This window comes from Polyangium sp. 15x6 (assembly GCF_029960785.1).
In the GTDB taxonomy this organism is placed as follows: Bacteria; Myxococcota_A; Polyangia; order Polyangiales; family Polyangiaceae; genus Polyangium.
Window position 1 is genome coordinate 71,091 of sequence record NZ_JASBQE010000017.1, and the last position, 13,986, is coordinate 85,076.

Annotated in this window: 12 protein-coding genes; 9 read left to right on the forward strand and 3 right to left on the reverse strand. The window is 66.0% G+C overall.

What is annotated here, in order from left to right; genetic code table 11:
• Positions 1-49: 49 nt before the first annotated feature.
• From QHF83_RS15060 to QHF83_RS15085, 6 genes are all read left to right on the forward strand, one after another.
• Positions 50-2,248 (forward strand): DUF3570 domain-containing protein, encoded by a 2,199-nt coding sequence (locus tag QHF83_RS15060; protein ID WP_282418520.1) that lies wholly within the window; start codon positions 50-52, stop codon positions 2,246-2,248.
• Positions 2,245-2,829 carry a hypothetical protein gene (locus QHF83_RS15065; RefSeq protein ID WP_282418521.1) on the forward strand — a complete coding sequence of 195 codons (585 nt, stop codon included), beginning with the start codon at positions 2,245-2,247 and terminating at the stop codon, positions 2,827-2,829. The genes QHF83_RS15060 and QHF83_RS15065 overlap by 4 nt, the downstream gene beginning before the upstream one ends.
• Positions 2,826-3,368 (forward strand): hypothetical protein, encoded by a 543-nt coding sequence (locus QHF83_RS15070; RefSeq protein ID WP_282418522.1) that lies wholly within the window; start codon positions 2,826-2,828, stop codon positions 3,366-3,368. The genes QHF83_RS15065 and QHF83_RS15070 overlap by 4 nt, the downstream gene beginning before the upstream one ends.
• A gap of 996 nt (positions 3,369-4,364) precedes the next feature.
• The gene (locus QHF83_RS15075; protein WP_282418523.1) at positions 4,365-5,159 is read left to right on the forward strand and encodes an OmpA family protein; all 795 of its coding nucleotides are present in this window, start codon (positions 4,365-4,367) and stop codon (positions 5,157-5,159) included.
• Between the two features lie 484 nt (positions 5,160-5,643).
• Positions 5,644-5,997, forward strand: coding sequence for a hypothetical protein (locus tag QHF83_RS15080; RefSeq protein WP_282418524.1), 354 nt, complete (start codon positions 5,644-5,646; stop codon positions 5,995-5,997).
• 1,048 nt (positions 5,998-7,045) lie between these two features.
• Entirely contained in the window at positions 7,046-7,309 is a 264-nt protein-coding gene (locus QHF83_RS15085) for an alpha/beta hydrolase (protein WP_282418525.1), read from the forward strand.
• 33 nt (positions 7,310-7,342) lie between these two features.
• Here QHF83_RS15085 and QHF83_RS15090 read toward each other — a convergent pair whose 3' ends face one another.
• Complete coding sequence (locus tag QHF83_RS15090) at positions 7,343-7,861, reverse strand: N-acetyltransferase (RefSeq protein WP_282418526.1); 519 nt, start codon at positions 7,859-7,861, stop codon at positions 7,343-7,345.
• Positions 7,862-8,456: 595 nt separating this feature from the next.
• On the reverse strand, positions 8,457-8,864 hold the full coding sequence (locus QHF83_RS15095) for a GFA family protein (RefSeq protein ID WP_282418527.1): 408 nt from the start codon (positions 8,862-8,864) through the stop codon (positions 8,457-8,459).
• 397 nt (positions 8,865-9,261) lie between these two features.
• Between QHF83_RS15095 and QHF83_RS15100 the strand changes: the two genes are divergently transcribed.
• On the forward strand, positions 9,262-10,572 hold the full coding sequence (locus QHF83_RS15100; RefSeq protein ID WP_282418528.1) for a hypothetical protein: 1,311 nt from the start codon (positions 9,262-9,264) through the stop codon (positions 10,570-10,572).
• A gap of 46 nt (positions 10,573-10,618) precedes the next feature.
• On the opposite strand, the gene QHF83_RS15105 is transcribed toward QHF83_RS15100, so the two are convergent.
• Entirely contained in the window at positions 10,619-11,698 is a 1,080-nt protein-coding gene (locus tag QHF83_RS15105; protein ID WP_282418529.1) for a polysaccharide deacetylase family protein, read from the reverse strand.
• Between the two features lie 867 nt (positions 11,699-12,565).
• On the opposite strand from QHF83_RS15105, the gene QHF83_RS15110 reads away from it, so the two are divergent.
• The gene (locus QHF83_RS15110) at positions 12,566-13,015 is read left to right on the forward strand and encodes a hypothetical protein (protein WP_282418530.1); all 450 of its coding nucleotides are present in this window, start codon (positions 12,566-12,568) and stop codon (positions 13,013-13,015) included.
• Positions 13,012-13,959 (forward strand): STAS domain-containing protein, encoded by a 948-nt coding sequence (locus tag QHF83_RS15115; RefSeq protein ID WP_282418531.1) that lies wholly within the window; start codon positions 13,012-13,014, stop codon positions 13,957-13,959. The genes QHF83_RS15110 and QHF83_RS15115 overlap by 4 nt, the downstream gene beginning before the upstream one ends.
• Positions 13,960-13,986: the final 27 nt, after the last annotated feature.

Below are 13,986 nucleotides of genomic sequence, written 5' to 3' on the forward strand. Positions count from 1 at the left end.
CATCTTGTCGGATCCTTTTTTCCGGGGACGGGGCTATCGTGGCTACCGCGTGATTCGCCGCCTCGCACAAGCCCTCCTCGCCCCGCTCGTCGCCGCCGCGATCACCTTCGCACCCGCGCCCGCGAGCGCCGCGCCCAACGACGAGGAGGTCGAGACCCTCGTTCAGACGGTGCTCGAGGCGAGCTACAAAGAAGGTAACTACAAGGAAGCGCTCGACACGCTGAACCTCGCGAAGCAAGCGTGCGCGAAGAAGAGCGCGTGTAGCCCCAAGGTCCGCGCCAAGCTCTACGTCGCGCTCGGCACCGTGCTCGCCGGCGGCATGAAGAAGCCGAGCGACGCGAAGGCCGCGTTCGCCACGGCGATCAAGGAAGACCCGACCGTCGCGCTCTTCCCCGACTTCACCTCGCCCGAGATCCAGAAGGCGTGGAGCGAGGCACGGAACGCGGGCTCGCCGAGCGGCGGCAACCAGGAGACGAAAGAGGTCAAGGCCGCGGCCGCCGCGTCGGGCGGATCGAAGAAGCTCAAGGCCACCTACGAGGGCCAGGCCCCCGGGCGCGGCTGGCGCACCGGCGAGGGCTGGTTCTACTACGACCAAGCGATCAAGGCGGAGAAGCAGAGCGAGTGGCTCGACTGCGCCACGTACGGCAGGGCATCGTACGAGGCCGAGGATCGCACCTCGACGCTCTTCCTCGTCGCCTCGTGCGAGGCCCGCGCCGGCCTCTGGGTCGAGGCCGTCTCCGACTACGAGGCCACCGCCGAGGCCGCGGAGCGCAAGAACATCCGCCAGATGACCGCGCAGGCGCGCAGCCGCGCCGATGAGCTGCGCGGAAAAATTCCGAAGATCGTCATCCAGAAGCCCTCGGGCGCGACCGACCTCAAGGTCCGCTTGAACGGCGTCACGCTCGAAGACGATCAGCTCGGCAGCGAGATCCTCGTCAACCCCGGCGAGCGCACGATCATCGCGACGGGCAAGGTGAACGGCGCCGAGCAGTCCTTCGAGCAGAGCGTGAACGTCGGCGAGGGCGAGACGGCGACGGTCGAGATCAAGCTCCGGCCGAAGGGCAAGGCGATCGACCGCGCCCTCGTCCAGTGCATGCAGAACGCGCAGACGCAGGACGAGTTCGACGAGTGCATCTCGAAGAACAGGAAGCTCCCGCTGAACCTCAAGTTCGGCCTCGAGTTCTCCGCGTATCACGACTCCGACAAGGTCGACGTCGTGAGCCCGACGTTCTTCTTCAACGTCGAGAACCCCACGAGCGGCTGGGGTTTTGGTGGCTCGTTCCTCGTGGACGTGGTGACGGCCGCCTCGACGGACATCGTGGCCACGGCCTCGCCGCGCTGGACCGAGCAGCGCTACGTGCCCGCGCTCGGCGGACACAAGAAGTTCGGCGACGTCGACGTGAACCTGCACGCGGCGATGTCGATCGAGCCCGACTACCTGGCGACGAGCGCCGGCACCACGGTCGCGATCGACCTCCGGCAGAAGACGGTCACGCCGAGCCTGAGCTACGACTTCTCGTACGACATCGCGGGTCGATCGGGCACGAGCTACGAGGTCTTCTCGCGGCGCATCCAGCGCCACGCGCTCGACCTCGCTTCTTCGTTCGTGCTCGACAAGAACTCCGTGCTGACCACCAACTTCAGCTTGGTGATCGAGTCGGGCGACAGCTCCAAGCCCTACCGCTACATCCCGACGTTCGCGCCGGACATCGCCCCGCGCGTCTTGCCGGGACAGTCGCTCGCGACGGTGAACTTCTACAGAAACCCCGAGCGCATCCTCGAGCAGCTCCCGCTCTCCCGCCAGCGCTTCGCGCTCGCCGGCCGCTACGCGCGTCGCTTCTCCGCGAGCACGTTGCGCCTCGAAGAGCGCCTCTACGCGGACAGCTGGGGCCTCAAGGCCACGACGACGGACATGCGCTTCCTCTACGACGTCGGCAAGAGCGTGCGTATCTGGCCGCATTTCCGCTTCCACGCGCAGACGGGCGCGGCGTTCTGGCAACTCGCGTACGTGGCTGAAAAGACGCCGACGGGCCTGCAGGTCCCCGCGCTGCGCACCGGCGACCGCGAGCTCGGGCCGCTGCTCGGCGTGACCGGCGGGCTCGGCACGCGCATCGCGTTCGGCGAGGCCAAGAACTGGGGCCTCATCGCGAGCGGCGACGTCATCTACACGCGCTTCATGAACACGCTCTTCATCTTGCAGCGCTTTGGTTACTTCGGCGCGCTCACGCTGGAGGTCGACGTCGAATGATGACGCTGAGGACCGCCCTCGCCTCGTCGCTCCTTGCGCTCGGCATGTTCGTCGGCTGCGGCAACCGCGCCGTCGACGAGCGCATCGCCGCGCTCGGCGAAGAGGACCCGAACGTCCCCGTCGGCGAGTTCCATCGCCCCGGACAGCCCTGCGTGCTCTGCCATGGCGAGTACTTGCGGGAGAACCCGATCATGAGCGTCGGCGGGACGATCTACGCGTATCCGACGCAGACGGCGGAGCAGAAGCCGCTGCCCGTCAAGGGCGTGAAGGTCAAGCTGACCGACTCGTTCGGCGATCAGTACGAGGTCACCACGAACTGCGCGGGCAACTTCTTCATCGAAGCGGAGAAGTGGGACCCGGCCTTTCCGCTGCGCGCCGAGATGGAGTACCCCGTGCCGGGGGCGCTGGAGAGCACGAAGCGCGTGGTCATGTCGACGCGCATCAGCCGCGACGGATCCTGCGCGGGTTGCCACGCGGGCACGCGGAACCAGGGCTCGCCCGGGTGGGTGACGTGCGCCGAGGCCGAGACGGAGCCGCCGTTCCCGCCGCAAGAGTCCGCCTGCCCGGGAGCTCCGAAATGAACACACGACGCAAGGTGAGCCTCCTTTGCTTCGGCGTGACGCTCCTCGCCGCCGCTGGTTGCGGCGACCTCGGCCCCGCCGTGAACGAGATCGTGGCGCCGCCGTTCGACCCGGGCTCGTTCCGCGCGGTCTCCGCGGTCCTCGAGCGCCGTTGCGGCACGCTCGATTGCCACGGCCACATGGCGCGGCCGCTCAGGCTTTACGGGCAATACGGATTGCGCCGGTTCGAGGAGCGAACCTCGCCGAACGTCGAGAACTACGACGAATACTATTCCGGCGGCAAGGAGCCCACGACGCTCGCCGAGCTCGAGGACAACTACCGCTCGATCCTGGCGCTCGAGCCGGAGCTCGCGGCGAAGGTATTCGCGAAGACCGCGGACCCCGAGGTGCTGTCGATCGTGCGGAAGGCACGATTGCGCGAGAAACACAAGGGCGGGCTCTTGTGGAACAAGGGCGACCCCGGCGACGTGTGCATGACCAACTGGCTGACGGGCAATACCGATACGACGCAGTGTGAGGTCGAGCTCGGGCATCCTTAGCGGCCCGTGGTTGCTCGCGACCGCAGCCGCGCATCTCGCGCGAGTCGCGCAATGGGCCCATCCTGCTTCGGAGGAACTCGACGGCGCCAGGCCGTTGGCATGAAGACTGTCGTTGCTTACCCGTCCCGCGGATGCCACAGTCGCCGCCTCGCAGATTTATGAGGAGGTTCAAGATGCTTCGTCGATTTGCAATGTTGATCAAGCCGTTGGCCGCGCTCGTGCTCTTTGGCGCTGCCCCGGCCGCATGTCTCATGGGGGGCCCCGACCCGCAGGAGAATGTCGAGGCGGACACCGACGAGGCGAGCAGCGCGCTGCTGCCAGCGGGCAGCCCGTGCTTCAAGGACTGTCAATGCGAGCTGGGCACGGCCTGCAGGGCGAATGCATCCGGTCAGAAGGTATGCACGACGATCCCTGTTTTCAGCCCGCCCCCGCCGACCCCCCCTTGCGCAGCCACATGCCAATGTTCGGGTTCCGAGACCTGTGTCTTCAATGGGGGAACCTATGGCACCTGCCAGGCGCCGAAGACGCCTTGCAGCAGCGATTGCGATTGCGGCGTCTCCAAGAGGTGTTCCAACGGTACCTGCGCCGCTGACTTCGGTCCGTATCCGCAGTGCCGTTGCAACAAGCACTGTCCCTCCGGGAAGACCTGCGTAAGCGGCCTTTGTCAATAGCTGCGCCGGCGGGCTGCCGCCTGCCCCGTTGACAGGCGTGGTCGTCCCCGTCCACCCGACCCCATTCCCGATCCCCTCGCTCTTCCGTCCGGAACGAGGACCTGGAAAAACCAGGGTGATCTGACTCGAATTTTTTCACGCGGGTGTGGCGTCGCCGTTAGCAAGGCGACGCGCCTGCCACTTTTTCGCCGCCCAGAGCGTGCTTTCTGGCTTCAAAGCACTGGATTCCATCGCCCACCTGAGAGAGGCTGTCCTCCAGACACCCTGCGGTCGGGCCTGGTGGCTCCGGCCATTCCGCCTCTCACGAGGCATGGAGACCGTGCTCATGAACCGATGCCTTCTGGTGGTCCCGTTCCTTCTGGCCTCGCTCGTCGGTGGCTGCGGTCATTCCGAGGACGAGTGGAGAGCGCAGCTCGCCAAGTACAACGAGCTCCAGGACTCCAGCGAAGCAAAAAAGGCCGAGCTGGAGAAGCAGCTCGCCGAAGCCAAGCAGCGCGTCGCCGACCTCGAGAAGCAGCTTCAGGACGCCGGCGCGGACGTGAAGAAGATGAGCTCGACGCTCGAGGACCAGGAAAAGGCCCTCGCCGAGTACAAGGCCCGCGCCAAGCAGCTCGAGGCCATCAAGGCGCGCTTCGACCTCCTGCGCAAGAAGCTCGACGAGCTGACGAAGCTCGGCCTCGCGGTCAGCATCCGCAGAAACCGCATGGTCATCTCGCTCCCGGGCGACGTGCTCTTCGATACGGGCAAGGTCGAGCTGAAGAAGGAAGGCGAGGACATCCTCAAGAAGGTCGCCCAGGTCATCAAGGCCGACAAATCCCTGGTCGATCGTGATTACCAGGTCGCCGGTCACACCGATAACCAGCCCCTCAATGGCGGCCCGTACCAGGACAACTGGGGCCTGTCGCTGATGCGCGCCCGCTCGGTGCTGCTGTTCCTGGTGGGCAAGGGCGGGGCGCTGCCGCGCTCGCACTGGAGCGCCGCGGGCTTCGCCGATACCGACCCGGTGGCCAACAACGGCAACAAGGACGGGCAGCAGAAGAATCGGCGCTGCGATCTCATCGTCGTGCCCGACGTCGACGAAATGATCGATCTCACCAAGCTCACCCACACCAAGGAGTGAGCGCTCGGAGCCGCGGAGCGGCTCCTTTGGCTCGGTCGCCGGTCACCTTCGAGGTCCGCGCGGCACACATGGGGCGTTCGCCGCGACCACTTCGTGTGGAACGCCCCCTCGCTTTCCCTGCCTGATACTGCGGCACGGATCCCGCGGGAGCGCAACACGATGCCCCGGGCGCCCCGGCGATCCTTTCGGAACCATTGTCGAGATGAATCTCGTGTGGGACTCCGCGCACGCGGAGGTCTTGCTGCTTGGCGGCCAGGCGCCTGGCACCGCCCATGGGGACGCTCGGGAACTGGTCATTCGATCCCAACGCCAGCACGTGGCAGGAGGCTTCGAGCGGCACGGACATCGCGCGCGCCCGCTTCACCGATCTGGAAACGACCTCGAACAAGCTTTGGCTCGTCGTCGCGCGCGCCCGTGCCGCGTGGCATCGCGGTTTGTCGCCGAGCGATCTCGCCATGCGGGTCCAGACCCACATCGTCCCGGCGTGCTTGCTTTTCCCGAGAATCAAAAACAGGCCAACCTCGACACGAACTGGGGAATCGCATTCGAACGGTTCGCCGGTCGTCCCAACGGGATCGACCTGGACGACGGAAAGATTCACGGCACGAACTGGGCGGACAACGGCTTCGAGGGCATGCCGGTGAAGGAGCCGTTTGGCGGCGACGACTTCGCGTATGCGATGTGCGCGCTCGCGCAGTGCGTGAATCGGCAAATCGAAGGCGCCGAAGCTGCGTTCGCGCGGAACACGCAAGCCGAAAACTTCCCCGCGTGCCGCGCGTCGCTGGCCGCAGACCCGCGCTGGGGGCTCGCGCCCCGATCCTTCGTCCAGCAGCCGTAGCAGCGCATTCACGCTTGAAGGGGAAGCAGAGGGCCGGAACGCCGGAAGGTTGACGCGTCGGGGAGCGCTGTTGCTTTCGCATGATTTCTCTCCCGCGGCGCGCCCTGCCACCTCGCGCCCCCCTTTTCGGCCTTCGGCAAATCGACTATTCTGTTGGTTTCATGGTGCGAGCCTGGATCGTTCGCTCCATGCCGCGTCGCGCCATTCGAGCCGTTCACGGTGCTCGTCCGTATCGGAGGTCCATCCATTCTCACGATCAGGAGCTCGTCATGCGCATTCTCCTCCTCATCCCATCCTTGGTTGTGCTGACTGCCGCGCCTGCGCCTGCGCTTGCCACCCCCTCGGTGGCCGTGCGGTCGGTGTCCTTCACCGTTACGAATCCACTGGAGCTCGGTGTGCTCCGGACGGTGCGAGGTACGCTTTATCTCCCCGCCAACGCCACCCTGTGTCGGAAGTCGGTGATGCTCCTCATTCCGGGGCTCTCGTACGGCGCCTGGGCTTGGGACTTCCCGCTCGAGCCGGACACCTACTCGGTTGCGCGCGCCCTCGCGTCTCGAGCTTCCCGGCCGTCGCCATCGACAAGCTGGGTTATGGCGCGTCGGATCGCCCGAACGGCTACACCCTCACGGTGGAGTCCTACGCGGCGATGACGTCGCAGATCGTGACGCAGCTCCGGACCGGCCTGTACAGACGCCCTTGCCGTCCTTGCCCATTGCGTTCTCGCGGGTCGGGCTCATGGGCCATTCGGCAGGCACCGAGATCGCCGAGCTTACGGCCGCTCTCTTCGGCGGTGTCGACGTGCTCGTCGCCACGGGGTACACGCACGTTCCCACGCCGCGCATTTTGACGGACTTCACCACCGGGGACACCGTGCGCGCCGCTCTGTCCGATCGGGAGTACTTCGGTGGCACGCCGGAGCAGCGGACCGAGTACATGTACAATGTCTCCATGGCGGATCCGGACGTGATTGCCATCGACACGGCAATGGCCGAGCTCACCCCCTCGGGGCGAGATTCTCACCATCAGCTCACAGCCCTCGCGGCTGGTCATGGCCCTCATCACCGCGCCTGTGTTGCTGGTCCTCGCGGAGAAGGACATTCTCTTCCCCCCGGACGTTTTGGGGGTGCCCGTGGGCGAGCTGGAACTGGCCCTCTTCGCCTTGTCGGGGGACAAGGCGCTCCATGTCGTCCCTGACGCCGGGCATTCGTTCATGCTCCATACGAACGCGCCGGAGACGAACGCTGTCATCGTTGACTGGCTGTCCGAGCGAATCCCTGCTTGCCAGGCTTCCGGCCTCCCGCTGTTCGACTGAGCCGGGGGCGTCCTCCTGCTCGGAGCCATTCCGCTACGGACCGACCCACAGCGCCATGTAGACGTCGTCGATGTACACGTTCGGGCCGATCTTCAACCGCCGCGTCTTGCGCCCCTCTTCGACGAACCCGAGCGATCGATACAGCGCGATCGCGCGATCGTTCGACGAGCGCACCTGAAGCTCGACTTTTTCGACGCGCGGGTTCGACCGCGCCCAGCGCAAGAGCTCGTTCATGAGGGCCCTTCCGATGCCCTGGCCTTGATGCCCTTCATGAACGGCGATCGTCAGCCGGACGACGTGCGACGTCACCGCGAGCGGGAGCGGCTCCAAGAGCGCATGCCCGACGCTCGTGCCCGCGCGTTCGGCGACGAGATAGATGCCGCGGCCGCGCTCTTCGAGGTCGACGATCATCCTTCGAACGGCGTCATCGTCGATCTCGTCGGGCCTCGGCGCGAGCATCCCTGGCACGCGCGCGATCGCGCGCTCGGCCGCCGCGAGCCGCGGAGCGTCCTCCGGTCGTGCGTTTCGAATTGAAGGCGCGTCCGAGCCCATGACGCCCCGTTACCACGTAACGCCCATTTCGCGCAACCGTTCGGTCGATCCTAGGGTGGAACGACCTCCCGTTCGCCGCGTCCCTCTGGCCGCTATTGCGCGAAGCGGCAGCCCGGTCCGCAGGCCCGTCAGCGACCCGCGGAGCGGGGCGAGACGGCGCGGGAAGGGGGCGCCATGCGTTCCGGCGCGGGATGGCCCCCCGAGCAAGAAAGCAGGCGAGTGCCATCGACGCCTCAAGGGACCCAACTGTACCAATCGGTCACGAGTTGCGCGACTTTGAGGTTGCTGAGCCACAACGCTCTCGATTCGACAGCGTAGTTCCTCATGCGAATTCCACTCGCGTTCACGACTTTTTTGTTATACACGCTGCCGTAAAGTTCTGCGCTGTGGTCCATCATCGAAAATAGCGAGTGGCACCACGCGTAGATGACGACACCGGTGGCGAGCGCTTGCTAGCATGATCTCCCTGGGGCTCCGGAGCCGACCCACGCAAGGACCTTCTCGCTGTGCTCGTTCAAGGGGAGGTGACTGCCGCCTTTTCCGGCGACCTGGTCGCCGCCACCATCGCAAACTCCATGGAACGCGCCACGCGGGCCTAGCTGAACTGCTCCATCACCTGCTGGCCGGTCATTTCCCGGGTCTGGTTGGCGAAGCAGTAATAGGCCGGTTTCTCGTCGATGTAGACCTGCAGGTCGAAGACCCACTGGGTATCGCCGTCGAGCACGCCGACCGGCACCGCTTCGAAGCCGCCGGCCTTCAAACGATAGAACAGGTGGGTGCCGCACTGGCCGCAGAAGCCGCGCTGGGCCCAGTCGGAGGAATCGTAGATGCTCGGCTCGCGACCGCTGTAACGTACCTGTTGGGTGCTGTGCACCACCAGCAGCGGGCCACCGGCCCACTTGCGGCACATGCTGCAGTGGCAGGCGCTGACGCTGGCATTTTCCAGGGTGACGCTGATCTTGGTAGCACCACAGAGGCAGCTACCGTGTTTTTCAAGGGACATGGGGATGGCTCCGTGCGGTGGGTAGGGTGACAGGCTAGAAAGTCGGTGAGTGCATCGTGCAAACGAACCGGGATTCCTTCTCCCCGGCGCCTAGCACGCTTCCCGTGCGGCAGGCAACCGTGTCCTTGCACACCCATGTGGAGCGCCCGTTTCTTGCCCTGGGGCTCCCCGCGCTCCGTCATTGAAGGCAATTTCAGGGAGCTCGCGCCCCCATGTCACGGCAACGCGCTTCGACGTCGCGGTTTCACCATGCGCCGAGGGAATGCGCCTCTGGGCCCCGTTGGGGCAGGTGGCGCTCGAAGCCCCGGCCTCGGCGGCGGGTGGACAAAGTCCTTCGTATTGCCTACCCTCGGGCGCGATCACGACAGTGCCCGCAGCGTGCACAATCGACCCAATCATGAAGCGAATCTTCGTGCGTGCGCTTTTCTCGTTCGTCGTGCTCGCCGCGTGCGGCTCCGCGCCATCGAAGAACGGGTCCGATTCGCTCGAAGCGCCCCCGAGTGCCCCGCCGTCCCCGACGCCGTCCACCTCGGCTGCGCAGCGCGAGCCCGAGCAGGGCCCCGCTGTCGGCTCCCCGCCTCCGCTCTTCGCATCACGCCTCCGCTTCGACGCTGCCAAGCGCGTCGAGATCGACGGCAAGCTCGACGAATGGCGCAATCTCGTCTCCGGCGCGAGCGTGGTGCCCGACTCGCCGGACACCTTCGCTGCCACGCTCGGCGCGGACGACGCGGCCCTCTACATCGCAGCGCGCATCCATCCTGCTCGCGACGGCGCGACCGTGAAGCTCCGGCTTCGCTTCCTCGACCGCGGCACGAGCAGCGCGCCCTGGGTGGTCTCGGTGGCAGCGAGCGGCGCCGTCACTGTGCGCGAGCCGGGAGGCCCGCCCCCGACTGTCGTGTCCGACGCGAGCGCGCGATTCCAAATCTCGGGTGACGAGACGACGCTCGAAGCCCGCATCCCGTGGACCGCGCTCGCACCGGCTGCCCGCTCCCGCGTCGGGATCCGCGCCGCGCTCGTGTACGAGCGCGACGGTCACGAGCGCGCGGTCATTGGAAGGGGCGACGCGGTAGAAGAACTCTGTCCAATGCCGTTCGAGCAGGTCCTCCTCGCAAGCCTCGATCCGATCGCCCAGCGTCTCTGGCCTCACGCGACGCGATCATGGTTCCAGGCCGGCGCGGACGACCCGATCGCCGTCGACGTGACCGGCGACTCCAAGCTCGAGCGCGTCGGTAAGCTCGGCAATCAGATCACCGTGTGCGAGCCCAAGAACACGGTCGACGCGCATTGCGAGACCCGCACCTTCACCGGCGAGACGCGCGTCGAGGGCGCGGACGCCCAACGCATCACGCGTGATGACAAGGACGACTTGGTCCTCCGCTATTGGCGAACGCGGGACAAGGCCGAGCACCTCGTGATGGAGGTCGTCCCCGTCGTCTCCGGCGCGCCCCTCGTGCCGATCTTCGAACACGAAGTCTCCGTCTATCTCTGCTGCGGGAGCGAGGCGAACGCGCCGCCGCACATTCGCGACGTGGTCGCCATCAGCCCCAGGACGATCGAAATCAGCGCCGAAAAACCCTGGCGCCTCAGCGAATCGAAATTCACCGAGGCGCCACTCGGCGGCACCATCCACCCCGTCGTCACCCCTTGGGAAAAACCACCGAAGCGCCGCTACGTGTTCGTGAACGGTGCCTTCGAGCCGAAGCGCTGATGGAGGCCGAGATAGCCCGCCCGAGGGGGGCCTCGGGCGGGCGTGGTCAGGGCACGTCGGCCGCCCTGGTGAATTCCGACGAACGAGGCATGCGGGCGAAGTTGCCGGCCTGGAGATCGCTCCGCTCGTCCTCGTGCTCCTCGACGAACTTCACGAGGTCCTTGTACGTGCCGCACGTCACCTCGGGCAGACCACACACGGCCTGCGCGAACGCCTGCATGGCCTCCCAGTATGCGCCGCCGTTCCACTTCGAGAAGTGGTGGCCGATGTGGAGGGGGGCGCGGTTGCCAAAGTAGTTCGATTCGAAGTAGGCCATGTAGGTATCGATCATCTGCTTTTTGTACGTCTCTTTGCCGGCGGGGTTCGGCCTGGCGCCCGAATCGGCGACGTAGAAGTTGTAGTCCATCGACAGCGTTGCTTTGCCGGAGCCGACGATGCGGAGCTGCGCCAGCGGGAAATTCCAGATGCCCGCGATCTTCTCGGGCCAGTAGTTCGCGGCGCTCGTCCTGCTCGTGTCGTACGTGTAGCCCCTCTTCGCCAGCGTCCTGAAGAGGCCGGGGCTGTGGGCGAGCAGCGGCGCGCGGAAGCCCACGACGTCGCGCGGGCCGAAGCCGAGATCGGGGGCCGTCAACCCGACGCCCTCGAAGATGAACTCGTCGAATTGCTCGAACTCGCTCTCCCAGTCGGCCTCGCTCCACGAGCTCCCGTCGAAGTGGCCGTTGGCGTGCGAGGCGATCTCGTGGCCCTCGGCCGCGGCCTTCTTCACCTCCTCGAAGCGCTCCGCGATCTCGTCAATCGTCCCTCCCCACCCGATCGCCGACGTACCCGGGGCGTGCCGCGGAGGATCGTACCGTCGCCTGGCCGCGTTCGGGATGAAATACACGCCGCTGATGAAGTACGTGAACTTCAGGTCGTTCGCGGCGGCGAAGGCGCGCGACTCGCGCCAGAACGAGAGGCTCTTCGACCCGTCGAAGGCGAGGATCACGAATTGCGGAGGCCGCGCCACGGTCACAGCGTGCGTGCCCTGGGTCACGTCGGCGTTCTCCCGAGGAGCGTCGCCGCATCCGGCAATGCACGTATGCACGAGGGTGATGGCGATGGTGCCGACGAGGAGACGAATGCGCATGCCTCTTCGTAAGCACCGGCCATACCAGTGCAGGCCGATCCCGCGATGCGCCCCCATACCCGCGCGCTCGACGGGCCATCCGCGTGAACCGCGCACGAAGCGGTAGGAAACCCCCTCGCCGCCATGATGAAGAAGTAACAGCCGTTCCCAGGCCCCCCGGAGCGAACGCCGCCACCGGGGGAGTTCCTTCCTGTCTTCCCGTCTTCCTGTTCGACGCCGGGTCTGCTCCGGGACCCCGCGCCTCACCCACCGGCGAGGCACTCGGGATTGCAACGCTCGGCAATGCAACCGTCGAGTCGAGTGGCCTCGTCGGAGGGCTCGAATGACTCGCCGCACCTGGCGAGGCAGGTCGTGATCATTGCAGCACGGTCGCTGTCTCCGAGCACGGGCATCCCGGCGGGAAGCGGCTTGCGGCATCCCATGCGGCACCCGAGCGCCTGGGCCGCGCTGGCGGTAAAGGCCACAGGCGGAGAACAGCAACGAGACTTCACGCACGGAGCACAGGACGCGGACAGGCCCTTCGTCATTGTGCACTCGGCGACTGGCTCGGTGCTCACCGGCGCCGGGCGCGCCTCCTCGATGGGCATGCTTGTCGAGGCCGAGGTGGGCGCGGGGGTCGGGGCGGCCACGGGGCTCGGCTCCGAACCGCCACACGCGACGAGGAAAACTCCCAGCACGGCTACAGGATGAAGTTTCATTTCGCCGACGCTGGTAGCACTTGGGCGGTCTGGGAGTCACGACCGTTCTGTCCCAGATCGATCGGCATCGTCGGTTTGTCCACGGGAGCGGGGGAAGATCCGTCGACGACGACCTGCCCGTCCGGGTTAGGTAAAAAAACGGGGAAGCGCCTGAAGAACCGGGAAGCTATTGTTCATCTTCGGAGCGGTTCACCGAGGGACGAAGTGGGCGGCCCTTGAAGCGCTCGCCGGCGCGGACCCGCGTATCGCGCGTATTGCCAGTGATCTCGTGGAGCACTTCGAGGCGCGCCTCGTGGTCATGGAAGGCGAGGCCATGCTCGTGTGCATGAGCCGGCGGATCTGCGCCGACATGTGCGAGGCGAGCCGCAAGTTAATAGCCGCCGGTACAGACGGGACATCCTCCCCCGCCTTCATGATCGAAGTGCCGAACGCGCTGCTCTCGCTCGATACCGATCACGGTCCATCCTCCGTGCGCCTCGGGTACGGGCGTACGCATTCTGATGGGGACGGTGCGCCCTTGCCCTGGCGGCTGTCCAGCCCGTTGCGAATGTCCCGCATTCAGGGTGGCGCGTCGGCGTGCATCCATCCTAGAATCCTTGGGGGAGGTGGAATATCATGAATACGCTCACCGGCGTGGAACCACAAGCACTCGACGATACGTCCCCGTCGAATCGCGCGGATGCACTCGGTCCGGAGACATATTTACATTGCAATGGTCTCGCGTGCGCTGAGGAGGAAGTGCGCACGCTGAGGGCTGTCGTGAAGTCGCAGACCTCCATGATCGAGCAGCTTGGTGTTGCTCAGGCGCTCGTCAATTACGCCCTCGATGGCATCACGCTCACGTCCCTCGACGGCCGCGTTATTTATGCGAACGCGAGCTTCAAGGCAATGAGCGGGTTTGGAGAGAGCGCCGTCGGCCGCACTCTCGAGGAGTTCTACGATCCCGAGAATTATGCAAGGCTCCAGGCTGAAGTCGTCCCTGTGCTCTTTAACACGGGCGCATGGAGCGGCATCCTTCGAATCAAGCGTCCGAATGGCAGTGAATGGCTGGGACAGACCTCCGCCTTCCTCATCAGAGACGCCGCGGGGGCGCCCACGGGAATGGCCGGATTTTTCCGGGATGTCACGACGAGCACGGCCGAGCGCCTCCAGCTCAAGCTCCAAACCGAGCTGGTCAAGACCCAGCAGCGGGCCCTCCGCGCGCTCGGGACTCCGCTCTTGCCTATCGCCGACGGTGTCGTGGCCATGCCCCTCGTCGGAGATATCGACGACGCGCGCGCAGCGGAGATCCAAAGGGCGCTCATCGACGGCATCGCTTCGCACCACGCACGGGTCGCCATCCTCGACATCACAGGCGTGAAGCTCATGGATGCCGAGATTGCAGATGCGCTGGTGAGCGCCGCGAAGGCAGCCCGGCTGCTCGGCGTTGAAATGTTGATGACCGGCATCAGCCCCGCCGTCGCGAAGACTCTCGTCGAAATCGGAGCCGAGCTTTCAGGCATCGTCACACGCGGAACGCTCCAGAGCGGGATCGCGTATGCGCTATCGCGCGGTCGGCGCTGAGGCTCAGCCAGTTCCTACCGCGTAATT

What these genes read in the sequence shown, in the direction of transcription:
- QHF83_RS15065 (WP_282418521.1), top strand. Translation starts at nt 2,245, where the DNA reads ATGATGACGCTGAGGACCGCCCTCGCCTCGTCGCTCCTTGCGCTCGGC.
- QHF83_RS15070 (WP_282418522.1), top strand. Translation starts at nt 2,826, where the DNA reads ATGAACACACGACGCAAGGTGAGCCTCCTTTGCTTCGGCGTGACGCTC.
- QHF83_RS15075 (WP_282418523.1), top strand. Translation starts at nt 4,365, where the DNA reads ATGAACCGATGCCTTCTGGTGGTCCCGTTCCTTCTGGCCTCGCTCGTC.
- QHF83_RS15085 (WP_282418525.1), top strand. Translation starts at nt 7,046, where the DNA reads ATGGCCCTCATCACCGCGCCTGTGTTGCTGGTCCTCGCGGAGAAGGAC.
- QHF83_RS15090 (WP_282418526.1), bottom strand. Translation starts at nt 7,861, where the DNA reads ATGGGCTCGGACGCGCCTTCAATTCGAAACGCACGACCGGAGGACGCT.
- QHF83_RS15095 (WP_282418527.1), bottom strand. Translation starts at nt 8,864, where the DNA reads ATGTCCCTTGAAAAACACGGTAGCTGCCTCTGTGGTGCTACCAAGATC.
- QHF83_RS15100 (WP_282418528.1), top strand. Translation starts at nt 9,262, where the DNA reads ATGAAGCGAATCTTCGTGCGTGCGCTTTTCTCGTTCGTCGTGCTCGCC.
- QHF83_RS15105 (WP_282418529.1), bottom strand. Translation starts at nt 11,698, where the DNA reads ATGCGCATTCGTCTCCTCGTCGGCACCATCGCCATCACCCTCGTGCAT.
- QHF83_RS15115 (WP_282418531.1), top strand. Translation starts at nt 13,012, where the DNA reads ATGAATACGCTCACCGGCGTGGAACCACAAGCACTCGACGATACGTCC.